This is a genomic window from Vibrio sp. 9-16B-A1, assembly GCF_056726165.1.
In genome coordinates, this window is the sequence record NZ_JBSDZD010000019.1 from 50,906 (window position 1) to 75,365 (window position 24,460).

Genomic DNA, 24,460 nt, shown 5'->3' on the forward strand with positions numbered 1-24,460 from the left:
GCGATCCCATTTCGAAGCTGATCGCTTCTGCGCCTTGTCAGATCTGGCTCTGGCTGTCTGTCAGGAGTTATCCTCACCCGGATGATCGGCTGGCTCTTCCCTGTGGACAAACTTTTTTGCTTCTTCTTCCGGATGCGGTGAGAACAGGCCGGACGGGATGTGAAGCGACCCGGAAAGTGATGCAGGAAGAGGTCATTTGTGGGTGAAAATGTGAGTAGCAGGCGGGAAATCTGTGCGGATCCGGCCTAATCTGGAGGAATAATTGTGAATAACTACGATCTTATTCACCGGATCCGCGATCATTTACTGGCGATCTGACGGGCGTGGCGCTAGAATTAGCAACCTTTTCCAATTTTTCGTGATTCATAGTGAGGGCATTGTGTCATCTTCGCTTTGGTTGCAGTGTTTGCAACAGTTACAAGAAGAGCTACCGGCTACCGAATTCAGTATGTGGGTCAGACCGCTGCAGGCGGAGCTTAACGACAACACCCTGACTCTGTTCGCGCCGAACCGGTTCGTGCTCGACTGGGTTCGTGACAAGTATTTCGACAATATTAACCGTCTGCTGCAGCAGTTCTGCGGCAGTGATGTGCCGAGCCTGAGATTTGAAGTAGGCAGCCGTCCGGTTTCTGCGCCACCGGCGCAGCCGCGTCCGGCGCGCACTCAGGCCGATGTCGCCGCTGAGTCTTCAGCTCCTGCCCAGCTGCAGGCACGTAAGCCTGTGCATAAAACCTGGGACGACGAAAGTGAAGTGGCGAACATTAACCACCGCTCGAACGTGAATCCGAAGCACAAGTTCACCAACTTTGTTGAAGGTAAGTCTAACCAGCTTGGTCTGGCTGCGGCCCGTCAGGTGTCTGATAACCCGGGTGCTGCATATAACCCGCTGTTCCTGTACGGCGGTACCGGTCTGGGTAAAACTCACCTTCTGCACGCGGTCGGCAATGCGATTGTGGATAACAAACCCAACGCCAAAGTGGTGTACATGCACTCAGAGCGTTTTGTGCAGGATATGGTAAAAGCCCTGCAGAACAACGCCATTGAAGAGTTCAAGCGTTATTACCGCAGCGTCGACGCCCTGCTGATCGATGACATCCAGTTTTTTGCCAACAAAGAGCGTTCTCAGGAAGAGTTCTTCCATACCTTTAACGCCCTGCTGGAAGGCAACCAACAGATCATCCTGACTTCTGACCGTTATCCAAAAGAGATCAACGGCGTGGAGGATCGTCTTAAGTCCCGCTTTGGCTGGGGCCTGACGGTGGCGATTGAGCCGCCGGAGCTGGAAACCCGCGTTGCGATCCTGATGAAAAAGGCCGAGGATCACCAGATCCACCTTGCTGACGAAGTGGCGTTCTTTATCGCCAAGCGTCTGCGCTCCAACGTTCGTGAGCTGGAAGGTGCGCTGAACCGGGTTATTGCCAATGCGAACTTTACCGGCCGTCCGATCACCATCGATTTCGTGCGCGAAGCGCTGCGCGACCTGCTGGCACTGCAGGAAAAGCTGGTGACCATCGACAATATTCAGAAGACAGTCGCGGAATACTACAAGATTAAAGTGGCGGATCTGCTCTCCAAGCGCCGTTCGCGCTCGGTTGCCCGTCCGCGTCAGCTGGCGATGGCACTGGCCAAAGAGCTGACCAACCACAGTCTGCCGGAGATCGGGGATGCCTTTGGTGGCCGTGACCATACCACGGTGCTGCACGCCTGCCGTAAGATCGAGCAGCTTCGTGAAGAGAGTCATGATATAAAAGAGGACTACTCTAACCTGATCCGAACCCTGTCTTCCTAACAGATAAGTAAAACCATGAAATTTACCATTCAACGAAGCCAATTGATTAAACCGCTGCAGCAGGTCTCTGGTGCACTGGGCGGTCGTCCGACCCTGCCGATTCTGGGTAACCTGCTGTTAAAAGTAGAGCAGGGGTTCCTGTCGATGACAGCTACCGACCTGGAAGTGGAGCTGATCAGCCGGGTGGCGCTGGAAGGTGACTTTGAAGCCGGTACCATTACGGTCCCGTCGCGTAAATTCCTCGATATCTGCCGCGCCCTGCCGGATGATGCGCAGATCACCCTGGTACTGGAAGGCGACCGGGTACAGCTGCGCTCAGGCCGCAGCCGTTTCTCACTGGCGACCCTGCCAGCCGCAGATTTTCCGAACATCGAAGACTGGAACAGCGAAGTCGAACTGACACTGAACCAGGCCGCGCTGCGTGCGATCATCGAGAAGACTCAGTTCTCGATGGCCAACCAGGACGTGCGTTACTACCTCAACGGTATGCTGTTTGAGATCGACGGCAGCACCCTGCGTGCGGTTGCGACCGATGGTCACCGTATGGCAGTGGCGCAGACCACTCTTGACGGTGAGTTTGCCAATCAGCAGATCATTGTGCCGCGTAAAGGCGTGCAGGAGCTGGTGAAACTGCTCGATATGCCGGAAGAGAGCGTGACGCTGCAGATCGGTTCATCCAACCTGCGTGCGGAAGTGAATCTGTTCACCTTTACCTCCAAGCTGGTTGATGGTCGTTTCCCTGATTACCGCCGGGTACTGCCGCAGAGCAGCACCAAGACGCTGGAAGCGCCGTGTGATGAGCTGCGTCAGGCATTCTCCCGTGCCGCTATCCTGTCTAACGAGAAGTTCCGCGGTGTGCGGGTGAACTTCGATGGCGACCAGATGCGTATCACCGCCAATAACCCGGAGCAGGAAGAGGCCGAAGAGATGCTGGATGTCACCTATCAGGGTGAAGATCTGGAGATCGGTTTCAATGTCAGCTACGTGCTGGATGTTCTTAATACCCTGCGTTGTGATCAGGTGCGTATCTCAATGTCGGATGCTAACGCCAGTGCTCTGGTCGAAGATGCTAACGACGACAGCGCCATGTATGTGGTGATGCCTATCCGTCTGTAAGTGGCCGGCGTATGCCACTGACACGACTGATCATTTCTCAATTTCGCAATATCAAAGCCTGTGACATTCAATTGTCACCAGGCTTTAATTTTGTTGTCGGTCCTAACGGCAGCGGTAAAACCAGCGTGCTGGAAGCCATTTATCTGCTGGGCCATGGCCGTTCATTTAAAAGCACACTTACAAGCCGGATCATACAAAACGAGTGTCAGGAACTGTTTGTACATGGTCGTTTTTTGAACCTGGATCAATTTGAGCTACCAATTGGCATAAATAAACAGCGCGATGGCACAACAGAGGTTAAAATAGGCGGTCAGTCCGGACAAAAGCTGGCTCAGCTGGCTCAGGTGCTGCCTTTGCAGCTGATCCATCCGGAAGGGTTTGAGCTGTTAACCGATGGCCCCAAACACCGCCGTGCATTTATTGACTGGGGTGTGTTCCATACCCGGCCGGAGTTTTACCAGGCCTGGGGCAGACTGAAGCGGCTCAATAAACAGCGCAATGCGCTGCTGAAGACCGCTACCAGCTACCGTGAGCTCAGTTACTGGGATCAGGAACTGGCTCAGCTGGCAGAAAATATCAGCCAGTGGCGTCAGGAGTACCTTGATCAGGTCAGGCCGGTGGCTGAGTCAATCTGCCGGGCATTTCTGCCCGAGTTTGATATTTCGCTTAAGTATTACCGCGGGTGGGAAAAAGACACCCCTTATGAGCAAATATTGCGCGAAAATTTCGAGCGTGATCAGCAACTAGGGTATACTTTCAGCGGTCCGAATAAAGCGGACCTGCGGATTAAGGTCGGAGCCACTCCGGTGGAAGATGTGTTATCCCGTGGTCAGTTAAAACTGATGATGTGTGCGCTCAGGGTCGCGCAGGGACAACACCTGACAGAACAGACAGGCAAACAGTGTATCTATCTGATAGATGACTTTGCCTCAGAATTAGACAGCCAACGTCGTAAGCGTCTAGCCGACTGCTTAAAAGAGACGGGGGCTCAGGTTTTTGTAAGCTCGATTACCGCCAGTCAGGTTGAGGATATGCTTGACGATAATGGCAGGCTGTTTCATGTGGAACAGGGTACAATAGAGCAAGGATAAATAGTGAGAGAGTAACTCATGTCTGAAAATTACGATTCATCGAGTATTAAGGTACTTAAGGGTCTGGACGCGGTTCGTAAGCGTCCGGGTATGTACATTGGCGACACCGATGACGGCACAGGCCTGCACCATATGGTGTTTGAGGTCGTCGATAACTCGATCGATGAAGCGCTTGCGGGTCACTGTAAAGACATTATTGTTACCATCCACGAAGATAACTCGGTATCAGTCAGCGATGACGGCCGTGGTATCCCGACTGAAATGCACCCGGAAGAGCAGGTTTCTGCTGCTGAAGTTATCATGACGGTACTGCACGCCGGTGGTAAGTTCGACGATAACTCGTACAAGGTTTCCGGTGGTCTGCACGGGGTAGGTGTTTCGGTAGTAAACGCCCTGTCTGAAAAAGTAGAGCTGACTATCCATCGTGGCGGTCAGATCCACAGCCAGATTTACCATCACGGTGAGCCTCAGGCACCACTGGGCGTGATTGGCGATACCGACAAAACCGGTACCCGTATCCGTTTCTGGCCAAGCGGCGAGACTTTCTCACAGACCGAATTCCATTACGACATTCTGGCCAAGCGTCTGCGCGAGCTGTCATTCCTGAACTCAGGCGTATCGATCAAACTGGTTGATGAGCGCGAGGAAGACAAGCAGGACCACTTCATGTACGAAGGTGGTATCCAGGCGTTTGTTGACCACCTGAACACCAATAAAACCCCGATTCACGAAAGAATCTTCCACTTTGACTTTGAGCGTGAAGACGGCATCTCTGTAGAAGTAGCGATGCAGTGGAACGACGGTTTCCAGGAAAACATCTACTGTTTCACCAACAACATTCCACAGCGCGACGGTGGTACTCACCTGGCAGGTTTCCGTGCGGCTCTGACCCGTACCCTGAACTCTTACATGGAGAAAGAGGGTTACTCGAAGAAAGCCAAGACCTCGACATCGGGTGATGATGCCCGTGAAGGTCTGACAGCAGTGGTATCGGTAAAAGTGCCGGATCCGAAATTCTCAAGCCAGACCAAAGACAAGCTGGTATCGAGTGAAGTGAAATCCGCGGTTGAGTCGGTAATGGGCGAGAAGCTGAGCGAGTTCCTGGCTGAGCACCCGAACGAAGCGAAAACCGTTTGTACCAAGATCATCGACGCGGCCCGTGCCCGTGAAGCGGCGCGTAAAGCCCGTGAGATGACCCGCCGTAAAGGCGCGCTGGACCTGGCCGGTCTGCCGGGCAAACTTGCTGACTGTCAGGAAAAAGATCCTGCACTGTCTGAACTCTACATTGTGGAGGGTGACTCTGCGGGCGGTAGTGCCAAGCAGGGTCGTAACCGTAAGAACCAGGCGATTCTTCCGCTGAAAGGTAAAATCCTGAACGTAGAAAAAGCCCGTTTCGACAAGATGCTCTCTTCTCAGGAAGTGGCGACACTTATCACCGCACTTGGCTGTGGTATCGGCCGCGATGAGTACAACCCGGATAAACTGCGTTACCACAACATCATCATCATGACCGATGCGGATGTCGATGGTTCTCACATCCGTACTCTGCTGCTGACCTTCTTCTACCGTCAGATGCCGGAACTGATCGAGCGTGGCTACGTCTACATCGCTCAGCCGCCACTGTACAAAGTGAAGAAAGGCAAGCAGGAGCAGTACATCAAAGATGAAGATGCGATGAACCAGTACCAGGTTGCCCTGGCCCTGGATAACGCATCACTGCACGTGAACGCAGAAGCGCCGGCACTGGCTGGTGAAGCGCTGGAGAAACTGGTTCAGCAGTACAACGCCGGTATGAAGCTGGTGGACCGCATGAGCCGCCGCTACCCGCACGCTATGATCCACGAGCTGGTTTACATGCCGCGCCTGACCGCAGAGATGTGCTCTGATGCTGCTAAAGTGGAAGAGTGGACCAAATCTCTGGTTGAAGCGCTGAACGCCAAAGAAGTGGGCGCGAGCCAGTACAGCTTCGAAGTAGAGCAGCACGAAGAGCTGGGTCTGAACCTGCCGAAAGTCATTGTTCGTACCCACGGTGTGAACCACGAGTACGCGCTGAGCATCGACCTGCTGAACTCGAAAGAGTACGGCAAACTGGCTGCGCTGTCTGAAGCGCTGGAAGGCCTGATCGAAGAAGGCGCTTACATCAAGCGTGGTGAGCGTACCCAGCCTGTAACCAGCTTTGCTACCGCACTGGAGTGGCTGATCAAAGAGTCGCGTCGTGGTCTGAGCCTGCAGCGATACAAAGGTCTGGGTGAGATGAACCCTGAGCAGCTGTGGGAAACCACCATGGATCCGGAAAGCCGCCGAATGATGCAGGTGACCATCGACGATGCCGTGGGTGCTGACCAGCTGTTTACCACCCTGATGGGTGACCAGGTTGAACCGCGCCGTAACTTCATCGAAGAGAACGCGCTGAAAGTAGCCAACCTGGACGTCTAGTCCGGAGCAGAAATACCAAACGCCGCAGAGAAATCTGCGGCGTTTTTCTGTCAGCACTATTTCGTGATGAAAATTAAACCGGCTTAATTAACAGGCCAGGAAAAAAACGTTAGAATTCGGGACTTAATACAACGTCTCTAGGGAAGAATTATGAAATTCAGCGCGGTGATCCTCGCGGCGGGTAAAGGCACCCGTATGTACTCCAACAAGCCAAAAGTTCTGCACACCCTGGCAGGCAAGCCGATGGCGAAGCACGTGATTGATACCTGTGCCGGTCTGGGCGCACAAAACATCCACCTGGTTTATGGTCACGGTGGTGATCAGATGAAACAGGCGCTGGCAGAAGAACCGGTGAGCTGGGTACTTCAGGCAGAGCAGCTGGGTACCGGTCACGCGGTAAACCAGGCGGCGCCGGAATTTGCTGACGATGAAAAAGTGCTGGTGTTGTACGGTGACGTGCCGCTGATCTCGGCTGAAACCGTTGAGAGCCTGCTGGATGCACAGCCAAACGGCGGTATCGCGCTGCTGACCGTAGTGCTGGATAACCCGACCGGTTACGGCCGTATTGTACGTAAGAATGGCCCGGTAGTGGCGATCGTTGAGCAGAAAGATGCCACCGAAGAGCAGAAGCTGATCAAAGAGATCAACACAGGTGTGATGGTTGCGACCGGCGGCGATCTGAAGCGCTGGCTGTCTGAGCTGAAAAACGAAAATGCTCAGGGTGAATACTACCTGACCGACGTGATTGCGGCTGCGCACGCAGAAGGCCGTGCGGTTGAAGCGGTACACCCGGTTAACCCGATTGAGGTTGAGGGCGTTAACGACCGTGCTCAGCTGGCCCGTCTGGAGCGTGCTTACCAGTCAATGCAGGCGCAAAAACTGCTTGAGCAGGGTGTGATGCTGCGCGACCCGGCCCGTTTTGACCTGCGCGGTGAACTGCAGTGTGGTATGGACGTGGAAATCGACGCTAACGTAGTGATCGAAGGCTGCGTTTCCCTGGGTGATAACGTAGTGATCGGCGCGGGCTGTGTGCTGAAAGACTGTGAAATTGACGATAACACCGTTGTGCGCCCGTACAGCGTTATCGAAGGTGCGACGGTAGCAGAAGACTGTACTGTTGGTCCGTTTACCCGTCTGCGCCCTGGTGCTGAGCTGCGTAACGACTCTCACGTGGGTAACTTCGTTGAAGTGAAAAATGCCCGTCTGGGTGAAGGCTCCAAAGCCAATCACCTGACTTACCTGGGCGATGCAGAAATCGGCCAGCGCGTTAACGTGGGTGCAGGTGTGATCACCTGTAACTATGACGGTGCTAACAAGCACAAAACCGTGATTGGTGATGACGTGTTTGTCGGTTCTGACGCACAGCTGGTGGCACCGGTAACCATCGCTGACGGCGCGACCGTTGGTGCAGGTACAACCCTGACCCGTGATGTGGGCGAGAATGAGCTGGTGATCACCCGCGCCAAAGAGCGCAAGATCTCTGGCTGGCAGCGCCCGGTGAAAAACAAATAATCACCACTGACGGTTATTCTGATAAAGCCCGCTATGGAGTCCGCTCCGGCGGGCTTTTTAGTATGTGCAGCAAAGCGGGCAAAAAAAAATTTTGTGGATTTCCCTTGAAGTCCGTTTTTCTGCCCCTATATCTTTTTATGAAGAGGATGCCAAACGGGCCTCTGAAACGCTTGTCCCGGTCTTCGCTCAATGGAGGAAGCCAGTTGGGAGAGCACACAATCTGACTCAAAACCTGCCCATGTCCAAAGTGCCAATGCTTAAAGTGAATGGAGCCTGGTTTTTCTCAGCCCTCAGATGCGGCTGAGACTATTGCTTAACTATGAGGATAGTATTATGCGTAATATCGATTTCACTCCACTGTACCGCAACGCGATTGGCTTTGACCGTCTGTTTAACCTGATGGAAGCCCAGAACGCAAAGAACACTTCTGCCGGATACCCTCCGTACAATATTGAGCAGCAGGACGAAAACAAGTACCGCATTACCATGGCGGTGGCGGGTTTTGCTGATGACCAGCTGGATCTGACCCAGAAAGAGAACATGCTGATTGTACGTGGTGAGCGTAAGCCGGAAGAGAACAAAAACTATATCTACCAGGGCATTGCCGAGCGCGACTTTGAGCGCAAGTTCCAGCTGGCTGACTATGTAAAAGTGGTTGGCGCCAACATGGAAAACGGCCTGCTGCACATCGATCTGGAGCGCGAAATCCCGGAAGCGATGCAGCCACGTAAGATTGCCATCAATGGTAAGAATTTGCTGGAGAGCTGAGGCTCAGCAGTTCAGTAAATACAGATAAGAAAACGCCCGCGAATGCGGGCGTTGTTGTATGTTTAAGGCACTGGGCACTGGGCACTGGGCACTGGGCACTATGCCTGAGATTCCCCGTACGCTTTTTCGATTTCTTCTGCTATTACCGCGATTCCTTTTTGCATTGCTTCATCGTCCTGGACGTAGTTCATGCGCAGGCACTGGTGGGCGTGGTCCCATTCGTCTTCCTGGCCGATGAAGAAGTATTCGCCCGGGACGATCAGTACGCCACGTGCTTTGAGGCGGTTATAGAGTTCCATGGTGGTGATCGGAAGACCGTCAAACCACAGCCAGAGGAAGATGGCGCCTTCCGGTTTGTGGATACGAAAACGCGGGTCGGGAATCGCCTGTTGCAGCAGCTCGACGGCACGCTGTGATTTCTGCTGATAGAAAGGACGGATCACCTCTTCGCTCAGGCGAAGCAGATCGTTGTTTTCCAGCATGTAGTTACCCAGAGCCGGGCCGATACTGCCTGGTGCCAGGCTGATGATGCCGTTCATGTTTGCCATCGCCTGGGTGATCTCCTCGCTGGCGATCACGATGCCGCAGCGTACACCCGGCAGGCCAAGTTTGGACAGGCTCATACACAGGATGGTGTTTTCATTCCAGAATGGCTGAACGTTTTCAAAGATGATATTCGGGAACGGCAGGCCATAGGCGTTATCGATGATTAGCGGAATGCCATTTTCACGGGCCAGCTTGTCCAGCCGGCGTACTTCGTCATCGGTCAGTACGTTGCCGGTCGGGTTGGTCGGGCGCGAGGCGCAGATCGCTGCCACCGAGTCATCGATTTTCAGCTGCTCAAAGTCAACGTGGTATTTGAACTGGCGGTTATCCAGCAGTTCGATTTCCGGGTGATAAGAGACAAAGATCTCCTCATCAATACCGGCATCGCCATAGCCGATGTATTCCGGCGCCAGTGGCAGCAGGATTTTTTTGTGTGAGCCGTCAGGCTGTTTGCCCGCCAGCAGGTTAAACAGGTAGAAAAAGCCGCTTTGGCTGCCGTTAGTCAGGCTGATGTTTTTTTCGCTGATGTTCCAGCCGTAAGTCTGCTTCAGCATCGCAGCCAGTGCTTTGACAAATACGTCTTTGCCCTGCGGGCCGTCATAGTTGGCCAGTGAGGCCACCAGCTCTCCGCTTTTAAGCAAATCCTGACAGGCGAGGTGAAAGTAATCGAGCATGGCCGGGATGGCGGCAGGGTTGCCTCCACCGAGCATGATGGCGCCCGGAGTGCGCAGGCCATCATTTAAATCATCCATTAACTGGGTGATACCGGAGTAACGATTAAATTTTTCACCAAAGTTCGAGAATTGCATTGCGGATTACTACCTGATTTATTGTGATTGCATTTTTATCTTTCTTGTTGTGTGCCATGGGCTGGCATACGGATAATCTGAACATACCGCATGACTGATGCGACGCAAAGCACATTTTGGTCTGACCGGATAAAACAAAGCCCGGCTCAGAGAGCCGGGCTTACTGTCAGCTGATTTCGCTGTGAATTACTTTTGCAGCAGCGAGATGTCTGCGATCTGCAGGAACAGGTTACGCAGGTTGTTCAGCAGCGTCAGACGGTTTTTCTTCAGCGCTTCATCGTCAGCCATAACCATTACGTTGTCGAAGAAGGCATCTACCGGCTCACGCAGCTCAGCCAGCTTGCTCAGTGCCTGCTGGTAGTCACCGGTCGCAAATGCTGGTTCCAGTGCTTCACGCATCACTTCAACGTTTTCTGCCAGTTGCTTCTCAGCTTCTTCCTGCAGCAGGGCCAGGTCGATCTCTTCAGCCAGCCCGCCGTCGAATTTCGCCAGGATGTTACCTACACGTTTGTTGGCAGCAGCCAGAGCTTCGGCAGCTTCCAGACCGCGGAAGTGAGATACCGCTTTAACGCGCTGGTCAAAGTCAGCCGGTTTGGTCGGGTGACGGGCCAGTACAGCCTGGATGATGTCGACGCTGAAGCCTTCGTCCTGGTACCAGGCACGGAAACGGCCAAGCATAAACTCGATCACATCCTGCTCAACGTTGTCGTTGCTCAGACGGTCACCGAACAGTACTTTCGCTTCACGAACCAGATCAACCAGATCCAGTTTGTATCCGTACTCAACGATAATACGCAGCACGCCCAGTGACGCACGACGCAGGGCAAACGGGTCAGAACCTTTTGGTGCCTGGCCGATACCGAAGATACCTACGATGGTATCCAGCTTGTCTGCCATTGCCAGTGCAGAAGAAACGCCGTCAGCCGGCAGGTCATCACCGGCAAAGCGCGGCATGTACTGCTCGTTCAGTGCAACGGCTACCTGCTCGTCTTCACCGTCGTGGCGTGCGTAGTGCATGCCCATTACACCCTGGGTGTCGGTGAATTCGAATACCATAGAGGTCATCAGGTCACACTTGGCCAGCAGGCCTGCGCGGGTTGATTTCTCAACATCAGCATCGATCTGTTTGGCAATGTAGCCAGCCAGAGCGGCGATACGGTCAGTTTTGTCTTTGATGGTACCCAGCTGCTTCTGGAAGATGGCGTTCTCCAGTTCAGGCAGGCGGTCGATCAGAGGACGCTTGCGGTCAGTGTTAAAGAAGAACTCGGCATCTGCCAGACGCGGACGAACTACTTTCTCGTTACCTTCGATAACGTGGCGCGGCTCTTTAGACTCGATGTTGGAAACAAAGATAAAGTTCGGCAGCAGTTTTTTGTTGTCGTCGTAAACCGGGAAGTACTTCTGGTCACCTTTCATGGTGTAAACCAGCGCTTCAGCCGGTACTTTCAGAAACTCTTCTTCGAATTTCGCGGTCAGTACCACCGGCCACTCAACCAGAGAGGTGACTTCTTCAACCAGGTCATCTTCCAGGTCTGCTTTACCGCCTACAGCAGCCGCAGCTTTCTGTGCATCAGCAACGATGATGGCTTTACGTGCTTCGTAATCAGCCATGACTTTGCCGCGCTCTTCCAGAATCGCAGGGTACTGCTCAGCAGAGTCGATAGTGAACTCCTGCTCACCCATAAAGCGGTGACCACGGATGGTGCGGCCAGAAGCCACGCCCAGGATTTCACCTTCGATCAGGGTGTCGCCCATCAGCATGGTCAGGGTTTTTACCGGACGGATAAACTGAGTCTCTTTGTCACCCCAGCGCATTGGCTTGGCGATTGGAAGGTGAGCCAGCGCTTTCGCCGCAAGGTCAGTGATGATCTCCGCGGTGTTTTTGCCTTTGACTTCCTGTTTGAACAGCAGCCATTCACCTTTGTCGGTTTTCAGGCGGTCTGCCTGGTCAACGGTGATGCCGTTACCACGGGCCCAGCCTTCAGCGGCTTTGGTCGCGTTACCGTCTGCATCAAATGCAACAGAAACCGCAGGACCGCGCTTTTCTACTACTTTGTCTGCCTGGCTTTCTGCCAGTGCAGCCACTTTCAGCGCCAGACGGCGTGGAGCGGCGTACCACTTCACACCTTCGTGAGTCAGCTCAGCGTCTTTCAGGCCGGCTTCGAAGTTAGCTGCGAAAGCTTCTGCCAGGGTGCGAAGCTGAGTTGGTGGCAGCTCTTCGGTACCCAGCTCGATCAGAAATTCTTTTGCCATCTTATTTGTCCTCATCCTTTTTGCACATTGGGAAGCCAAGAGCTTCGCGTGATGCGTAGTACGCTTCGGCAACTGACTTGGTCAGGTTGCGGATACGCAGGATGTAGCGCTGACGCTCGGTCACAGAGATAGCTTTACGGGCATCAAGCAGGTTGAATGCGTGACCCGCTTTCAGGATGCGCTCGTAGGCAGGCAGAGGCAGGGGCTTTTCAAGCTCCAGCAGCTCTTGACACTCTTTTTCGCACTGGTCGAAGAAAGTGAACAGGAAGTCTACGTCTGCGTGCTCGAAGTTGTAAGTTGACTGCTCAACTTCGTTCTGGTGGAAGATGTCACCATAGGTCACTTTACGGCCATCCGGTGCGATGTTCCATACCAGGTCATAAACAGAATCCACGCCCTGAATATACATCGCCAGGCGCTCGATACCGTAAGTGATCTCGCCGGTTACCGGCTTACACTCCAGGCCGCCAACCTGCTGGAAGTAAGTAAACTGAGTTACTTCCATGCCGTTCAGCCAAACTTCCCAGCCCAGACCCCAGGCACCCAGAGTCGGGTTTTCCCAGTTGTCTTCCACAAAGCGGATGTCGTGGACCAGCGGGTCGATGCCCAGTACTTCCAGTGACCCCAGGTAAAGCTCCTGGATGTTGTCCGGTGATGGCTTGATGATCACCTGGAACTGGTAGTAGTGCTGAAGGCGGTTCGGGTTTTCACCATAACGGCCGTCAGTAGGACGACGTGATGGCTGAACGTAAGCGGTGGCAATTGGCTCAGGACCAAGCGCACGCAAACATGTCATTGGGTGAGATGTACCTGCACCTACTTCCATGTCGAGTGGCTGAACAATGGTACAGCCTTGTTGGGCCCAATAATCCTGCAGCGCGAGGATCATACCCTGAAAGGTCTTAATATCGTATTTTTGCATAGTCAGGTTCGCGCGATTTCTGTCTGAATGAATAAAAAATAACGATCAAGTATAGCGATATATTGGGCTGGCGAGTAGGGGCAATCTTGTTTGTTTCGTGTTCATTTCCGACTTTTTACGTTGTGAAGGCTCAAAACCGCGTGAAAGCTGTGGTTTTGTTTCTTTCCGGACTTGAATACTGCAGGTGAACTGCTTAAAATGCCGCCCGTCTTTGGGGAGTAGCTTACCTGGCGCAGTCAGGTCTGGTCGTCAACATAATTGGTGCAAAATCACCATGGTGGCCGGGATCCGTAAATCAAATAAAAGCAGCGGATTTAGCAAGACCACAGACAAGTACCGTGAACCGGGGTGGGGCGCGGAGCTTGTCTTTGGTTAAAAATAATATCCCTGCCCCATTGAGCATGTCGTGAGCGTTTTAGCTGTATCCATTACTACCGTCGCCCTGGCGGAAATTGGGGACAAAACCCAACTCCTTTCCCTGTTGCTGGCCAGTCGTTACCGTAAGCCGGTTCCGATCATTGCCGCTATTTTCCTGGCCACCATTGCCAATCATGCACTTGCCGCCTGGCTGGGTGTGGTCGTCGCCGATCTGATTTCGCCTGAAATGCTGCGCTGGGTAGTCGCATTAAGCTTTTTGGCCATGGCGCTGTGGGTGCTGATCCCGGATAAGCTGGATGATGACGAAGAGATCTCCGGCCGGGGGCCGTTTGTCGCCAGCTTTATCGCCTTCTTTGTGGCGGAAATTGGGGATAAAACCCAAATCGCCACCTCTATTCTTGGTGCCCAGTATGCGGACGCCCTGACCTGGGTGGTGCTGGGCACCACTATCGGGATGTTGCTTGCCAATGTGCCAGTGGTTTTGATCGGTAAACTGTCCGCAGATAAGCTGCCGCTGGTGTGGATAAGAAGGGCCACCTGTGGCCTGTTTTTGCTGCTCGCAGCAGGGGCGGTACTGATGTAACAAACTGCTGAAAAATTTGGCAGTTATACCTACTCTTTTGCAGATTCTGGTGTTATGTTGAGCATAATGGAATGGAAAAAAGAGGGCTGAATTATGCTGACACGCTACATGGGTATGACTGCCAAAAGTCAGAGCTATTTGTTCACGTTCGGTCTTGCCCTGACCCTGTTGGGGATGGTCTTAACCGATATGTGGCTGCCAATTGTCATCGGTGCCATGATCATGACCGGACTGACGGTCGAATCCTGGATTCGGGTACAACATATCATTCCTATGCGAAAAGAGCTTCGCGACCTTCACCATCAGTACGAGCGTCTGTCCCGGCAGATTAGTTCGTCTATGCAGGATTAATCTGCATTTCATCTGAAAAAGGCAGCCACCATGGCTGCCTTCACAAAGTTTGATTACAAACTAGCTCAAACCTTTTTTGATCAGATACAGATATGGCAAGCTGTCTGTATGACTGGCGACCAGGGTGTGATCCATAAAGCGACAAAAACTCGGGATATCCCGGGTGGTCGACGGATCATCGGCTTTAACCAGCAGTACGTCACCATCGTTCATGGTGCGTATGGTTTTTCTTACCATCATTACCGGCTCAGGACAGCGCAGGCCTTCTGCTTCTAACGTGTGGGTTGCCAGGGTTGGATCCAGGGTCATGGTCATCAGTCTGTTTAGTTACTCAGGGGGTGAAATCATACTGGTGAGAAAAAAATAAGCAATATTCTCTTGGCAAACGCTGAGGAATCATATAATTTAAATTTTAACAAGTGCGCAACATTTGAGCTAAGGATTGGCTATGTTAGATCGTCTTGACAGACTGACTATTTATACGGTTTTGGGTTTTATTTCAATTTGTGCCTTAGTGCTGCAGAAGTCCGCATCGCCTTCTGTACTGCAGGTGGCAGGTCTTTTTTCAACCCTGATCGGCATTGGCGCAGAAATTTATCGCTGGCAGCCAGGCAGTAAAACTGAACAACAGAAAGATTAACGTTACTACTCTCAACACAACTACACTATTTCCGACACTATCCCGGTTTTTCTTGGGCTTCCCCGCTGAAAGGCGGGATTTTTTTTGTCTGCCATTTTACTATGGGCTCAGATTAACCGTTGGGGTCAGCTATGGAACTGGAAGAGGTATACCGCCGTGATTTAAACCTGCTGGTGGCATTGCGGGTACTGATTGAAGAGGGCAGTGTCAGCCGGGCGGCAAAGCGGCTCAGTCTGAGCCAGTCAGCTATGAGCCGGGTGCTGGGCAGGTTACGCGATTTGCTGGGTGACCCGTTGTTTACCCGTCAGGGGCATCATCTGCTCCCGACTGAAACTGCGCTGGAGTATAACCGTCGCCTGAGTGAACCGCTGGATGCGCTGCGCCATGTACTGACGCCGCAGCAGTTTGACCCGCAGGTGTGTGAACAGACTTTTACCATCGCTACAACCGACTACGCGCTGCAGACCATACTGCCATTTGCCCTGCCGCGCATTTATCAGGAAGCACCCGGGCTGAAGTTTGATTTTATTCCCCTTCAGCACGAACACCTGATGAGCCAGCTGACTACCGAAGGGGCAGACCTGGCGATTTGCCGTCCGACCGGGCCGGTGGAGCCACTCAACAGTGAGATTCTGGGAAGAGTGGGGGTATCGTGCCTGATCTCCCGCCATCATCCGCTGGCGAAGGGTAATATGACCCTGCAGGATTACCTGGAATATCCACACGCGATGATCGCTATCAGCGACGGGGTAAAGGCTCTGCTGGATCAGGCGCTGATCGATCAGCCGCCGCGCAATATGGTGCTGCGTGCCTACCACCTTGAGGCCGCGCTGGCGATCATCGATACCATGCCACTGATTATTACTGTTCCGGCAGACCTGGCGTATCTGGTGGCCGAGCGTTATGACCTGATGATCAAACCCCTGCCGTTTGAGTTTACTCCGTTTGATTATTCGATGATCTGGCACCCGCGCTGCGATCAGGCACCGGCTCAGATCTGGCTGAGAGGAATCGTTAAAGAGGAGTGCAGCCGTTTGATTGCCAAACGAATAGAAGATATCGGCCTGCTGGCCTGATGATGTGGCAGGATCAAAAAAAGGCGGGGAATCCCGCCTTTTTCAGATAACGACTGAGCAGTTACAGTTTGATCACGACCCGGCCGGTTACCTGGCCGTTGGTGATGGCTTCTGCGTATTCAGGTGCCTGTTCCAGTGCCACTTCAGTGGTTGCCTGCTGGTAGTAACTCTCTGGCAGCAGTTCAACCAGCTTTTCCCACGCCGCGATACGCTTGTCCTGCGGACAGCTTACCGAGTCAATACCCTGCAGGCGTACGTTACGCAGAATAAACGGCATTACGGTTGTTGGCAGATCGAAACCACCAGCCAGGCCACAGGCTGCTACTGCGCTGTTGTAATCCATCTGAGCCAGCAGTTTGGCCAGTACTTTGCTGCCCACGGTATCGACCGCGCCTGCCCACAGCTGTTTTTCCAGCGGACGGGCCGGCTCTTCAAATTCAGTGCGGTCGATAATACGGGCTGCGCCCAGTTTTTCCAGCAGCGGACCGTTTTGCTCAACGCGGCCGGTAACAGCTGCGACTTTGTAGCCAAGCTGCGCCAGCAGGCTGACCGCCACTGAGCCCACACCACCACTGGCACCGGTTACCACGATTTCGCCATCTTCTGTTTTGATGCCTGCATCCAGCAGTGCCTGAACACACAGCATGGCGGTAAAGCCGGCGGTGCCGATCATCATGGCTTTTTTACTGTCGAGGCCTTCTGGCATCGGAACCAGCCAGTCGCCTTTCAGGCGGGCTTTCTGCGCCATACCACCCCAGTGGTTTTCACCCACGCCCCAGCCGGTCAGAACCACTTTATCGCCCGCCTGGTAACGCGGGTCGTCAGAAGACGCGACGGTACCGGCCATATCAATGCCAGGAACCATAGGGAAGTTACGGATAATTTTGCCTTTACCCGTGATTGCCAGACCATCCTTGTAGTTTAAAGACGAGTAATCCACATCGACCAGTACCTCTCCCTGTGGCAGCTGGGTTTCATCGATTTGTTCGACAGATGCGATTGTGCGTTTTTCTTCCTGATTCAGGATAAGAGCATTAAACATAGGACTCTCCAAAGAGTGATGATGGCAGCGTGTGCTGAATGAGATTAAGTGTAGGGGCTAATTCAGTATGAAAAAAGTGAAACTTAATCATTTTATCTATGCGTTTTGTACATATTAAAACAGGGACAAAAACAGAGGGCGGCCAGTGCCGCCCTGTGATCACTCCACCCGCTCAAAGATGGTCGCGATGCCCTGGCCAAGGCCGATACACATGGTCGCGAGACCGTATCTGGCCTGCTTAGCTTCCATCAGGTTGATCAGGGTGGTGGAGATACGTGCGCCTGAGCAGCCCAGCGGGTGGCCGAGCGCGATAGCGCCACCGTTGAGGTTTACTTTCTCATCCACGACGTCACTCAGCCCCAGGTCTTTAACGCACGGCAGTGACTGGGCGGCAAACGCTTCGTTGAGTTCAACCACGTCCATATCTTCGATGCTCAGCCCGGCGCGTTTCAGCGCTTTGTGCGTGGCAGGGACAGGGCCGTAACCCATAATTGATGGGTCACACCCGGCAATCGCCATCGCTTTCACCCTGGCTCGTATGGTGACGCCCAGCTCCCTGGCTTTGTCTTCACTCATAACCAGCATAGCGGCCGCACCATCGGACAGTGCCGATGAGCTGCCGGCAGTAACGGTGCCGTTGGCCGGGTCGAATACCGGTCTCAGCTGAGACAGGCCTTCAACAGAGGTTTCCGGGCGGATCACTTCATCGTGGTCGAGACACATCAGGGTGCCGTCTTCGGCGTGTCCTTCGGTGGGCAGGATCTCCGCTTTAAAGCGGCCTTCTGTTGTGGCGGCGTGAGCGCGCTGGTGGGAGCGGGCGGCAAATGCGTCCTGCTGCTCCCGGCTGATGCCGTGCATTTTGCCCAGCATCTCTGCGGTCAGTCCCATCATGCCTGCCGCTTTGGCGACGTTTTTGGACAGTCCGGGGTGAAAGTCGACGCCGTGGTTCATCGGTACATGACCCATGTGTTCGACCCCGCCAATAAGGCAGATATCTGCGTCACCGGTCATGATGGCGCGTGCAGCGTCGTGCAGGGCCTGCATCGACGAGCCACACAGGCGGTTGACCGTGACTGCGCCAATACTTACCGGCAGACCAGCCAGCAGTGCCGCGTTACGGGCTACATTGAAACCCTGCTCCAGGGTCTGCTGTACGCAGCCCCAGTAGATGTCTTCTATTTCTTCCGGATTCACCTGTGGATTACGTGCCAGCAGGCCTTTCATCAGGTGAGCAGAGAGGTCTTCTGCCCGGGTATGGCGAAATGCGCCACCTTTGGAGCGTCCCATCGGCGTACGCAGACAATCAACGATTACGACATTTTTCATTTCGGTATTCCTTTTCCGTATGGGACTCACTGATTAACCTGATGGCTGTAGAAAGACTCACCTTTCTCTGCCATATCCAGCAGCAGTTGCGGCACCTGATACATGGCACCCAGCGATTCATACGCTTTGGCCATCTCTGTGTAATTCCGGATACCGGTGGTATCCAGATAACGGAATACGCCACCGCGGAACGGAGGGAAACCAAGGCCGTATACCAGTGCCATGTCCGCTTCCTGCGGCGAGGCGATAATGCCTTCTTCCAGACACAGTGCCACTTCATTAATCATCGGGATCATCATCCGGGCAATGATGGTCTGGTCATCGAACTTAGTCTGCTGTCCGCACACTTCGGCCAGAAGGGGGGTCACATCATCACTGGCGGCTTTTTTAGGCCGGCCTTTTTTATCTGTGGTGTAGGCATAGAATCCGCTGCCGTTTTTCTGGCCGTATCTGCCGGCATCAAACAGGGCATCAATCGCATCCCGGCCCTGCTTGCTCATTCGTTCAGGGAAGCCCTGGGCCATGACCTGCTGCGCGTGGTGGGCGGTGTCCAGACCGACCACATCGAGCAGATAAGCCGGCCCCATCGGCCAGCCAAACTGGCGTTCCATCACTTTGTCTATTTGACTGAAGTCTGCACCGTCACGCAGCAACAGGCTGAAGCCACCAAAGTAAGGAAACAGCACCCGGTTGACGAAAAAGCCCGGGCAGTCGTTGACGACAATCGGGGATTTGCCCATCTGAGCGGCGTAGGCCACGACCCGGTTGATGGTCTCTTCTGAAGTGTGTTCTCCCCGGATGATTTCGACCAGTGGCATCCGGTGTACCGGATTGAAGAAATGCATCCCGCAGAAGTTCTCCGGCCGTTTAAGTGATTTGGCCAGCAGGTTGATTGGAATGGTTGAGGTATTGGAGGCGATCACCGTGTTATCATCAGCCAGCTGTTCAGTTTCACTCAGTACCGCGGCTTTGACTTTCGGATTCTCCACCACCGCTTCAACAATGATGTCTGACTGTTCTATGCCACCGTAGTGCAGGCTGGGAGTAATGGAAGAGAGCACTCCGGCCATTTTCAGGCTGTCTATCCGGCCGCGTTCAACCTGCTTGTTGAGCAGTTTGGCCGCTTCACCCATTCCGAGATCCAGTGAGCCCTGGGCGATGTCCTTCATCATGACAGGCACGCCTTTCAGTGCGGACTGGTAGGCGATACCTCCCCCCATGATGCCGGCGCCCAAAACAGCAGCACGGCCGGTAGCCTGCCTGGCCTGTTTGGCTGATTTCTTTGCCAGCCCTTTGATGTACTGGTCATTGAGGAAAATGCCGACCAGAGACTGAGCAACATCAGATTTGGCCAGGCCGGTAAAATAGCGTTGCTCGATATCCAGCGCGGCATCGCGGGCTTTGTCTGCTCCTTCCTCTATAGCTTTGACGGCGGCCATCGGTGCCGGGTAGTGCGGTCCGGCTTTCTGTGCGACCAGTCCTTTTGCCATGGTGAAGCTCATGGTGGCTTCAATCCGGCTGAGGCTCAGGGCTGAGGTTTTCTGTTTACGCCGCTGCTGCCAGTCGATCTGCTCAGAGATTGCCTGGTTCAGGGTCTGCAGTGCGGATTGATGCAGCTTGTCGCTGTCAACAATCGCATCCAGCAGGCCCACCTTCAGCGCTTCTTCGGCGCGGCAGGCTTTGCCCTGGGTAATAATTTCCATCGCGCTGTCAGCACCGATAAGGCGTGGCAGACGTACGCTGCCGCCAAACCCGGGCATGATTCCCAGTTTGACTTCCGGCAGGCCGATGCTGGTGGTGGCATCGCCGATACGAAAATCGGTCGCCAGTACACACTCACAGCCGCCACCGAGGGTGTAGCCGCGCAGGGCAGAAAGCGTCGGGAACGGCAGGTCTTCAAGTTTGTTAAATATGGCGTTGGCGTGTTTGAGCCAGTACCCGAGTTCTTCCTCCGGTTTGGCAAAAAGACCGAGGAACTCGGTAATATCCGCACCGACGATAAAGGTGTCTTTATCTGAAGTGAGCAGCAGGCCTTTGACTCCTTCGGCTGATTTGAGGGCGTCGAGGGCCTGGTCGAGCGATTCCAGGGTAGCGAGGTCGAGCTTATTGACTGATTCGGGAGAGCAAAAGCTTAACTCAGCGATACCGCTTGTTGTTTCCTTAACTTGCAGGGTGTTTGATTGGTAGATCATTGTCTATCTCCATGACACAGGCTGGATAGCATCTCTGTTATTTTTATGTTGCCAAAATGTTAGCTTAATAAGTGTGCGCCTGAATCTGCTCAATTTCAATACATTTTTAAACAGGTGTTTAACATTTGTGGTGCCGGGCTTGTCCAATACGCAATACAGATTAAGCGTGATACACTAGCCGGATTGTGTAATCCGTTGACTGACTATGAATTCCAAGCCCTACCTGATCCCGGCTCAAGCGGTGAGTTTTGAGGAAGAAATAAAGAAGAGCGTCTTTATTACTTATCTGGCCCATACGCCGGACGTTGCGAGCGCCAAAGCATTTGTAGAGCAGATCAAGGCCAAACACTCAGACGCCAGGCATAACTGCTGGGGATTTGTCGCGGGCAGACCGGAAGACTCCATGCAGTACGGCTTCAGCGATGATGGTGAGCCTTCGGGGACGGCGGGCAAGCCGATACTGGCTCAGCTGGCGGGTTCCGGGGTGGGGGAGATCACCGCAGTGGTGACCCGTTACTCCGGCGGGATCAAGCTGGGAACCGGCGGGCTGGTCAAAGCGTATGGCGGTGGTGTGCAGCAGGCACTCAGGCTGCTTCAAACAATCGAGAAAAAAATCACCACAAAATTAAAGCTGACGTTAGACTACTCTCTGATGCCGGTGGCACAGACGGTGATGGGCCAGTTTGAGGCAGAAACCCTTGAGGCGGACTACTCAGATCAGGTTTCACTGCTGGTAGAGCTGGAACTTTGCCAGGCCGAAGCGTTTACTCTGGCGCTTACCAATAAAAGTGGGGCGAAAATCCTCGCCACTACCCTGGAAGCTAATTAAGGAACTGGAAGCCGGGCTTCTTTCGTAAGCATGCAATTTCGTTCAATTATTCGTATCGTCGGCCTGTTGCTGGCGCTGTTTAGTGTGTCTATGCTCGCTCCTGCGCTGGTGGCGTTGATCTACCGTGATGGTGCGGGTGTGCCTTTTGTCACGACCTTTTTTGTGTTGCTGGCGTGTGGTGGTCTCTCCTGGTTTCCTAACCGGCACCATAAACACGAGCTGAAATCCAGGGATGGCTTCCTTATCGTCGTGCTGTTCTGGACGGTTATCGGCAGTGCCGGTGCCCTGCCTTTTCTTATTTCAGATAACCCAAGCGTCTCTGTTACAGATGCCTTCTTTGAGTCCTTTTCTGCACTGACGACGACGGGGGCTACGGTTATCGTCGGGCTTGATGAGTTGCCTAAGGCGATACTCTTCTACCGTCAGCTGCTGCAGTGGTTCGGTGGTATGGGGATCATTGTTCTCGCGGTCGCGATTCTGCCAATACTGGGGATCGGGGGAATGCAGCTCTACCGGGCGGAAATCCCGGGGCCGGTAAAAGACACCAAGATGACGCCGCGTATCGCGGAAACGGCTAAAGTACTCTGGTATATCTACCTCAGCCTGACGATTGCCTGTGCCAGTGCGTTCTGGCTGGCGGGAATGTCGGTGTTTGATGCTATCTGTCACAGCTTCTCTACCGTGGCTATCGGAGGCTTCTCCACCCACGATGCCAGCATGGCCTATTTTGACAGCCATGCTATCAATATGATTACTGTGGTCTTCCTGCTTATCTCTGCATGTAACTATTCGCTTCACTTCGCCGCTTTTGCATCTGGCGGGGTGCACCCGAAGTACTACTGGAAAGACCCTGAGTTTCGTGCCTTCATCTTTATTCAGGCGTTGCTGTTTGTTATCTGTTTTGGTTTGCTGCTCAAACACCACTCCTATGACTCGGTGTATGACGCATTTGATCAGGCGCTGTTCCAGACGGTCTCTATATCAACTACGGCAGGTTTTACTACCACGGGGTTCTCTGAGTGGCCGCTGTTTTTGCCGGTTCTGCTGTTGTTCTCCTCTTTTATAGGTGGCTGTGCCGGTTCGACCGGTGGCGGGATGAAAGTTATCCGTATATTACTGCTGACCCTTCAGGGCGCACGTGAGCTTAAGCGTCTGGTTCACCCAAGGGCTGTCTATACCATTAAAGTAGGTGGCAGCGCGCTGTCGCAACGGGTGGTTGATGCGGTATGGGGGTTCTTCTCTGCTTATACCCTGGTGTTTGTACTTTGTATGCTGGCGCTGATCGCGACCGGAATGGATGAGCTGTCCGCATTCTCGGCGGTAGCCGCGACCCTGAACAACCTTGGGCCGGGCCTTGGGGATGTAGCGTTGCACTTTGGCGACATTAATGACAATGCCAAATGGGTGCTGGTGGTTTCTATGCTGTTTGGACGGCTGGAAATTTTCACCCTGCTTATTCTCTTTACCCCGACGTTCTGGCGCAGTTAACCGGACTCAAAAGGAACCTCTATGAATAAAGCTCTGCTTCTTTACTCCAGCCGGGAAGGGCAAACACAGAAAATCCTGGCAGCGATCGAAAGTGAACTGGATGGCTATCAATGCGAAACCCTGGACCTGCATCAGGCCGGTACGCTTGATTTAAGCCATTACGATAAAGTCGTGATCGGTGCATCCATTCGTTATGGCCACCTTAACAAGAAGCTGTATCAGTTTATTGACAGTCACCTCGACCAGCTTAATCAGGTCAAAGCTGCTTTTTTCTGTGTGAACCTTACCGCGCGTAAAGAAGACCAGGGTAAAGATACTCCGGAGGGCAGCGTGTATGTGAAAACCTTCCTTAAGAAGTCTCCCTGGCAGCCTGAAATGATAGGTGTATTTGCTGGTGCGCTGTTTTATCCCCGCTACAGCTTTTTCGACCGGGTCATGATCCGCTTTATTATGTCGATAACCGGCGGTGAGACAGATACCAGTAAAGAAGTCGAGTATACCAACTGGAAAAAGGTCGCTCTGTTCGGTCAAAAAGTACGGAATTGGTGAGAGATTGTCGTATAAATGTTCACTGTGATGGGTTTTTAAACGCTTAAACAAAAAATCACAAAAAGTGTGGAAAAACACTTGCCAACGTGACGCCGATCTCTATAATGCCACCTCGCTGACACGGGAACGCTTCAATAGAAACGGGAACGGAACAGCTGGTCACTTAGCCAGGCACTGAGCCTGAAAAAGTTTTGAAAAAAGTGGTTGACACTAAAACTTAACTCGCTAAAATGGCCGTCCGCTTTGAGAGAGACTTCAAGGCAACGCTCTTTAACAATATAAACCTATCAATCTGTGTGGGCACTCGTTGATGATAATCACTAGCTTCTTAGGAAGCAAAATGGTTTCAATGATACGAAGTGACCATTGAATCGAAAGATTCAGCACAGTCAATTCAAACATTACTTATGTAATGTTCAGTATTCATTGAGCCGACAAAATCTTAAATTGAAGAGTTTGATCATGGCTCAGATTGAACGCTGGCGGCAGGCCTAACACATGCAAGTCGAGCGGCAGCGACATAAACAATCCTTCGGGTGCGCTTATGGGCGGCGAGCGGCGGACGGGTGAGTAATGCCTGGGAAATTGCCCTGATGTGGGGGATAACTATTGGAAACGATAGCTAATACCGCATAACGCCTTCGGGCCAAAGAGGGGGACCTTCGGGCCTCTCGCGTCAGGATATGCCCAGGTGGGATTAGCTGGTTGGTGAGGTAAAGGCTCACCAAGGCGACGATCCCTAGCTGGTCTGAGAGGATGATCAG

General features: G+C 53.2%; 20 protein-coding genes and 1 rRNA gene. 14 read left to right on the plus strand and 7 right to left on the minus strand.

Annotated elements, in window-relative coordinates:
- The first annotated feature begins 379 nt into the window (after positions 1-379).
- The 6 genes from dnaA to ACVB80_RS22230 all read left to right on the plus strand — a co-directional run bounded on the left by dnaA (position 380) and on the right by ACVB80_RS22230 (position 8,712).
- Positions 380-1,789, plus strand: a complete 1,410-nt coding sequence (gene dnaA, locus ACVB80_RS22205) for a chromosomal replication initiator protein DnaA (RefSeq protein WP_481083479.1) — start codon at positions 380-382, stop codon at positions 1,787-1,789.
- Between the two features lie 15 nt (positions 1,790-1,804).
- A complete protein-coding gene (dnaN, locus tag ACVB80_RS22210) occupies positions 1,805-2,905 on the plus strand; it encodes a DNA polymerase III subunit beta (protein WP_481083480.1) in 1,101 nt (366 codons plus the stop codon).
- Between the two features lie 11 nt (positions 2,906-2,916).
- The gene (gene recF, locus ACVB80_RS22215) at positions 2,917-3,996 is read left to right on the plus strand and encodes a DNA replication/repair protein RecF (protein WP_481083481.1); all 1,080 of its coding nucleotides are present in this window, start codon (positions 2,917-2,919) and stop codon (positions 3,994-3,996) included.
- Between the two features lie 18 nt (positions 3,997-4,014).
- The gene (gene gyrB, locus ACVB80_RS22220) at positions 4,015-6,432 is read left to right on the plus strand and encodes a DNA topoisomerase (ATP-hydrolyzing) subunit B (protein WP_481083482.1); all 2,418 of its coding nucleotides are present in this window, start codon (positions 4,015-4,017) and stop codon (positions 6,430-6,432) included.
- Positions 6,433-6,582: 150 nt separating this feature from the next.
- A complete protein-coding gene (gene glmU / locus ACVB80_RS22225; RefSeq protein WP_481083483.1) occupies positions 6,583-7,944 on the plus strand; it encodes a bifunctional UDP-N-acetylglucosamine diphosphorylase/glucosamine-1-phosphate N-acetyltransferase GlmU in 1,362 nt (453 codons plus the stop codon).
- 333 nt (positions 7,945-8,277) lie between these two features.
- On the plus strand, positions 8,278-8,712 hold the full coding sequence (locus tag ACVB80_RS22230) for an Hsp20 family protein (protein WP_481083484.1): 435 nt from the start codon (positions 8,278-8,280) through the stop codon (positions 8,710-8,712).
- Between the two features lie 98 nt (positions 8,713-8,810).
- Here ACVB80_RS22230 and ACVB80_RS22235 read toward each other — a convergent pair whose 3' ends face one another.
- The 3 genes from ACVB80_RS22235 to glyQ all read right to left on the minus strand — a co-directional run bounded on the left by ACVB80_RS22235 (position 8,811) and on the right by glyQ (position 13,242).
- Positions 8,811-10,067, minus strand: coding sequence for a valine--pyruvate transaminase (locus tag ACVB80_RS22235; protein ID WP_481083485.1), 1,257 nt, complete (start codon positions 10,065-10,067; stop codon positions 8,811-8,813).
- A gap of 186 nt (positions 10,068-10,253) precedes the next feature.
- On the minus strand, positions 10,254-12,320 hold the full coding sequence (gene glyS / locus ACVB80_RS22240; protein ID WP_481083486.1) for a glycine--tRNA ligase subunit beta: 2,067 nt from the start codon (positions 12,318-12,320) through the stop codon (positions 10,254-10,256).
- A gap of 1 nt (position 12,321) precedes the next feature.
- Positions 12,322-13,242 carry a glycine--tRNA ligase subunit alpha gene (glyQ, locus tag ACVB80_RS22245; protein WP_481083487.1) on the minus strand — a complete coding sequence of 307 codons (921 nt, stop codon included), beginning with the start codon at positions 13,240-13,242 and terminating at the stop codon, positions 12,322-12,324.
- A 406-nt stretch (positions 13,243-13,648) separates the two neighbouring features.
- On the opposite strand from glyQ, the gene ACVB80_RS22250 reads away from it, so the two are divergent.
- Together ACVB80_RS22250 and ACVB80_RS22255 are read left to right on the plus strand one after the other, a co-directional pair.
- Positions 13,649-14,203 (plus strand): TMEM165/GDT1 family protein, encoded by a 555-nt coding sequence (locus tag ACVB80_RS22250; protein WP_481083488.1) that lies wholly within the window; start codon positions 13,649-13,651, stop codon positions 14,201-14,203.
- Positions 14,204-14,296: 93 nt separating this feature from the next.
- A complete protein-coding gene (locus tag ACVB80_RS22255; RefSeq protein ID WP_481083489.1) occupies positions 14,297-14,554 on the plus strand; it encodes a hypothetical protein in 258 nt (85 codons plus the stop codon).
- A 60-nt stretch (positions 14,555-14,614) separates the two neighbouring features.
- On the opposite strand, the gene tusA is transcribed toward ACVB80_RS22255, so the two are convergent.
- Complete coding sequence (gene tusA / locus ACVB80_RS22260) at positions 14,615-14,863, minus strand: sulfurtransferase TusA (protein WP_481083498.1); 249 nt, start codon at positions 14,861-14,863, stop codon at positions 14,615-14,617.
- A gap of 139 nt (positions 14,864-15,002) precedes the next feature.
- Here tusA and ACVB80_RS22265 point away from each other — a divergent pair, with 139 nt between their 5' ends.
- Together ACVB80_RS22265 and ACVB80_RS22270 are read left to right on the plus strand one after the other, a co-directional pair.
- Positions 15,003-15,194, plus strand: coding sequence for a hypothetical protein (locus ACVB80_RS22265; protein WP_481083490.1), 192 nt, complete (start codon positions 15,003-15,005; stop codon positions 15,192-15,194).
- A 131-nt stretch (positions 15,195-15,325) separates the two neighbouring features.
- Entirely contained in the window at positions 15,326-16,270 is a 945-nt protein-coding gene (locus ACVB80_RS22270; RefSeq protein ID WP_481083491.1) for a LysR family transcriptional regulator, read from the plus strand.
- Between the two features lie 61 nt (positions 16,271-16,331).
- On the opposite strand, the gene acuI is transcribed toward ACVB80_RS22270, so the two are convergent.
- From acuI to fadB, 3 genes are all read right to left on the minus strand, one after another.
- Entirely contained in the window at positions 16,332-17,312 is a 981-nt protein-coding gene (acuI, locus tag ACVB80_RS22275) for an acrylyl-CoA reductase (NADPH) (RefSeq protein ID WP_481083492.1), read from the minus strand.
- Between the two features lie 159 nt (positions 17,313-17,471).
- Positions 17,472-18,638, minus strand: coding sequence for an acetyl-CoA C-acyltransferase FadA (fadA, locus tag ACVB80_RS22280; protein WP_481083493.1), 1,167 nt, complete (start codon positions 18,636-18,638; stop codon positions 17,472-17,474).
- A 26-nt stretch (positions 18,639-18,664) separates the two neighbouring features.
- On the minus strand, positions 18,665-20,830 hold the full coding sequence (fadB, locus tag ACVB80_RS22285) for a fatty acid oxidation complex subunit alpha FadB (RefSeq protein ID WP_481083494.1): 2,166 nt from the start codon (positions 20,828-20,830) through the stop codon (positions 18,665-18,667).
- A 205-nt stretch (positions 20,831-21,035) separates the two neighbouring features.
- Here fadB and ACVB80_RS22290 point away from each other — a divergent pair, with 205 nt between their 5' ends.
- The 4 genes from ACVB80_RS22290 to ACVB80_RS22305 form a co-directional block, all read left to right on the plus strand.
- Positions 21,036-21,659, plus strand: a complete 624-nt coding sequence (locus ACVB80_RS22290; protein ID WP_481083495.1) for a YigZ family protein — start codon at positions 21,036-21,038, stop codon at positions 21,657-21,659.
- Positions 21,660-21,689: 30 nt separating this feature from the next.
- A complete protein-coding gene (locus ACVB80_RS22295; protein WP_481083496.1) occupies positions 21,690-23,147 on the plus strand; it encodes a TrkH family potassium uptake protein in 1,458 nt (485 codons plus the stop codon).
- A gap of 21 nt (positions 23,148-23,168) precedes the next feature.
- Positions 23,169-23,696 (plus strand): menaquinone-dependent protoporphyrinogen IX dehydrogenase, encoded by a 528-nt coding sequence (hemG, locus tag ACVB80_RS22300; protein WP_481083497.1) that lies wholly within the window; start codon positions 23,169-23,171, stop codon positions 23,694-23,696.
- A 444-nt stretch (positions 23,697-24,140) separates the two neighbouring features.
- Positions 24,141-24,460: ribosomal RNA gene (locus tag ACVB80_RS22305) — 16S ribosomal RNA — on the plus strand; the annotation flags it as partial.

Excerpts from the sequence above, each read along its gene's own strand:
- dnaN (WP_481083480.1), top strand. The coding sequence starts at position 1,805 with ATGAAATTTACCATTCAACGAAGCCAATTGATTAAACCGCTGCAGCAG.
- recF (WP_481083481.1), top strand. The coding sequence starts at position 2,917 with ATGCCACTGACACGACTGATCATTTCTCAATTTCGCAATATCAAAGCC.
- gyrB (WP_481083482.1), top strand. The coding sequence starts at position 4,015 with ATGTCTGAAAATTACGATTCATCGAGTATTAAGGTACTTAAGGGTCTG.
- glmU (WP_481083483.1), top strand. The coding sequence starts at position 6,583 with ATGAAATTCAGCGCGGTGATCCTCGCGGCGGGTAAAGGCACCCGTATG.
- ACVB80_RS22230 (WP_481083484.1), top strand. The coding sequence starts at position 8,278 with ATGCGTAATATCGATTTCACTCCACTGTACCGCAACGCGATTGGCTTT.
- ACVB80_RS22235 (WP_481083485.1), bottom strand. The coding sequence starts at position 10,067 with ATGCAATTCTCGAACTTTGGTGAAAAATTTAATCGTTACTCCGGTATC.
- glyS (WP_481083486.1), bottom strand. The coding sequence starts at position 12,320 with ATGGCAAAAGAATTTCTGATCGAGCTGGGTACCGAAGAGCTGCCACCA.
- glyQ (WP_481083487.1), bottom strand. The coding sequence starts at position 13,242 with ATGCAAAAATACGATATTAAGACCTTTCAGGGTATGATCCTCGCGCTG.
- ACVB80_RS22255 (WP_481083489.1), top strand. The coding sequence starts at position 14,297 with ATGCTGACACGCTACATGGGTATGACTGCCAAAAGTCAGAGCTATTTG.
- tusA (WP_481083498.1), bottom strand. The coding sequence starts at position 14,863 with ATGACCCTGGATCCAACCCTGGCAACCCACACGTTAGAAGCAGAAGGC.
- ACVB80_RS22265 (WP_481083490.1), top strand. The coding sequence starts at position 15,003 with ATGTTAGATCGTCTTGACAGACTGACTATTTATACGGTTTTGGGTTTT.
- ACVB80_RS22270 (WP_481083491.1), top strand. The coding sequence starts at position 15,326 with ATGGAACTGGAAGAGGTATACCGCCGTGATTTAAACCTGCTGGTGGCA.
- acuI (WP_481083492.1), bottom strand. The coding sequence starts at position 17,312 with ATGTTTAATGCTCTTATCCTGAATCAGGAAGAAAAACGCACAATCGCA.
- fadA (WP_481083493.1), bottom strand. The coding sequence starts at position 18,638 with ATGAAAAATGTCGTAATCGTTGATTGTCTGCGTACGCCGATGGGACGC.
- fadB (WP_481083494.1), bottom strand. The coding sequence starts at position 20,830 with ATGATCTACCAATCAAACACCCTGCAAGTTAAGGAAACAACAAGCGGT.
- ACVB80_RS22290 (WP_481083495.1), top strand. The coding sequence starts at position 21,036 with ATGAATTCCAAGCCCTACCTGATCCCGGCTCAAGCGGTGAGTTTTGAG.
- ACVB80_RS22295 (WP_481083496.1), top strand. The coding sequence starts at position 21,690 with ATGCAATTTCGTTCAATTATTCGTATCGTCGGCCTGTTGCTGGCGCTG.
- hemG (WP_481083497.1), top strand. The coding sequence starts at position 23,169 with ATGAATAAAGCTCTGCTTCTTTACTCCAGCCGGGAAGGGCAAACACAG.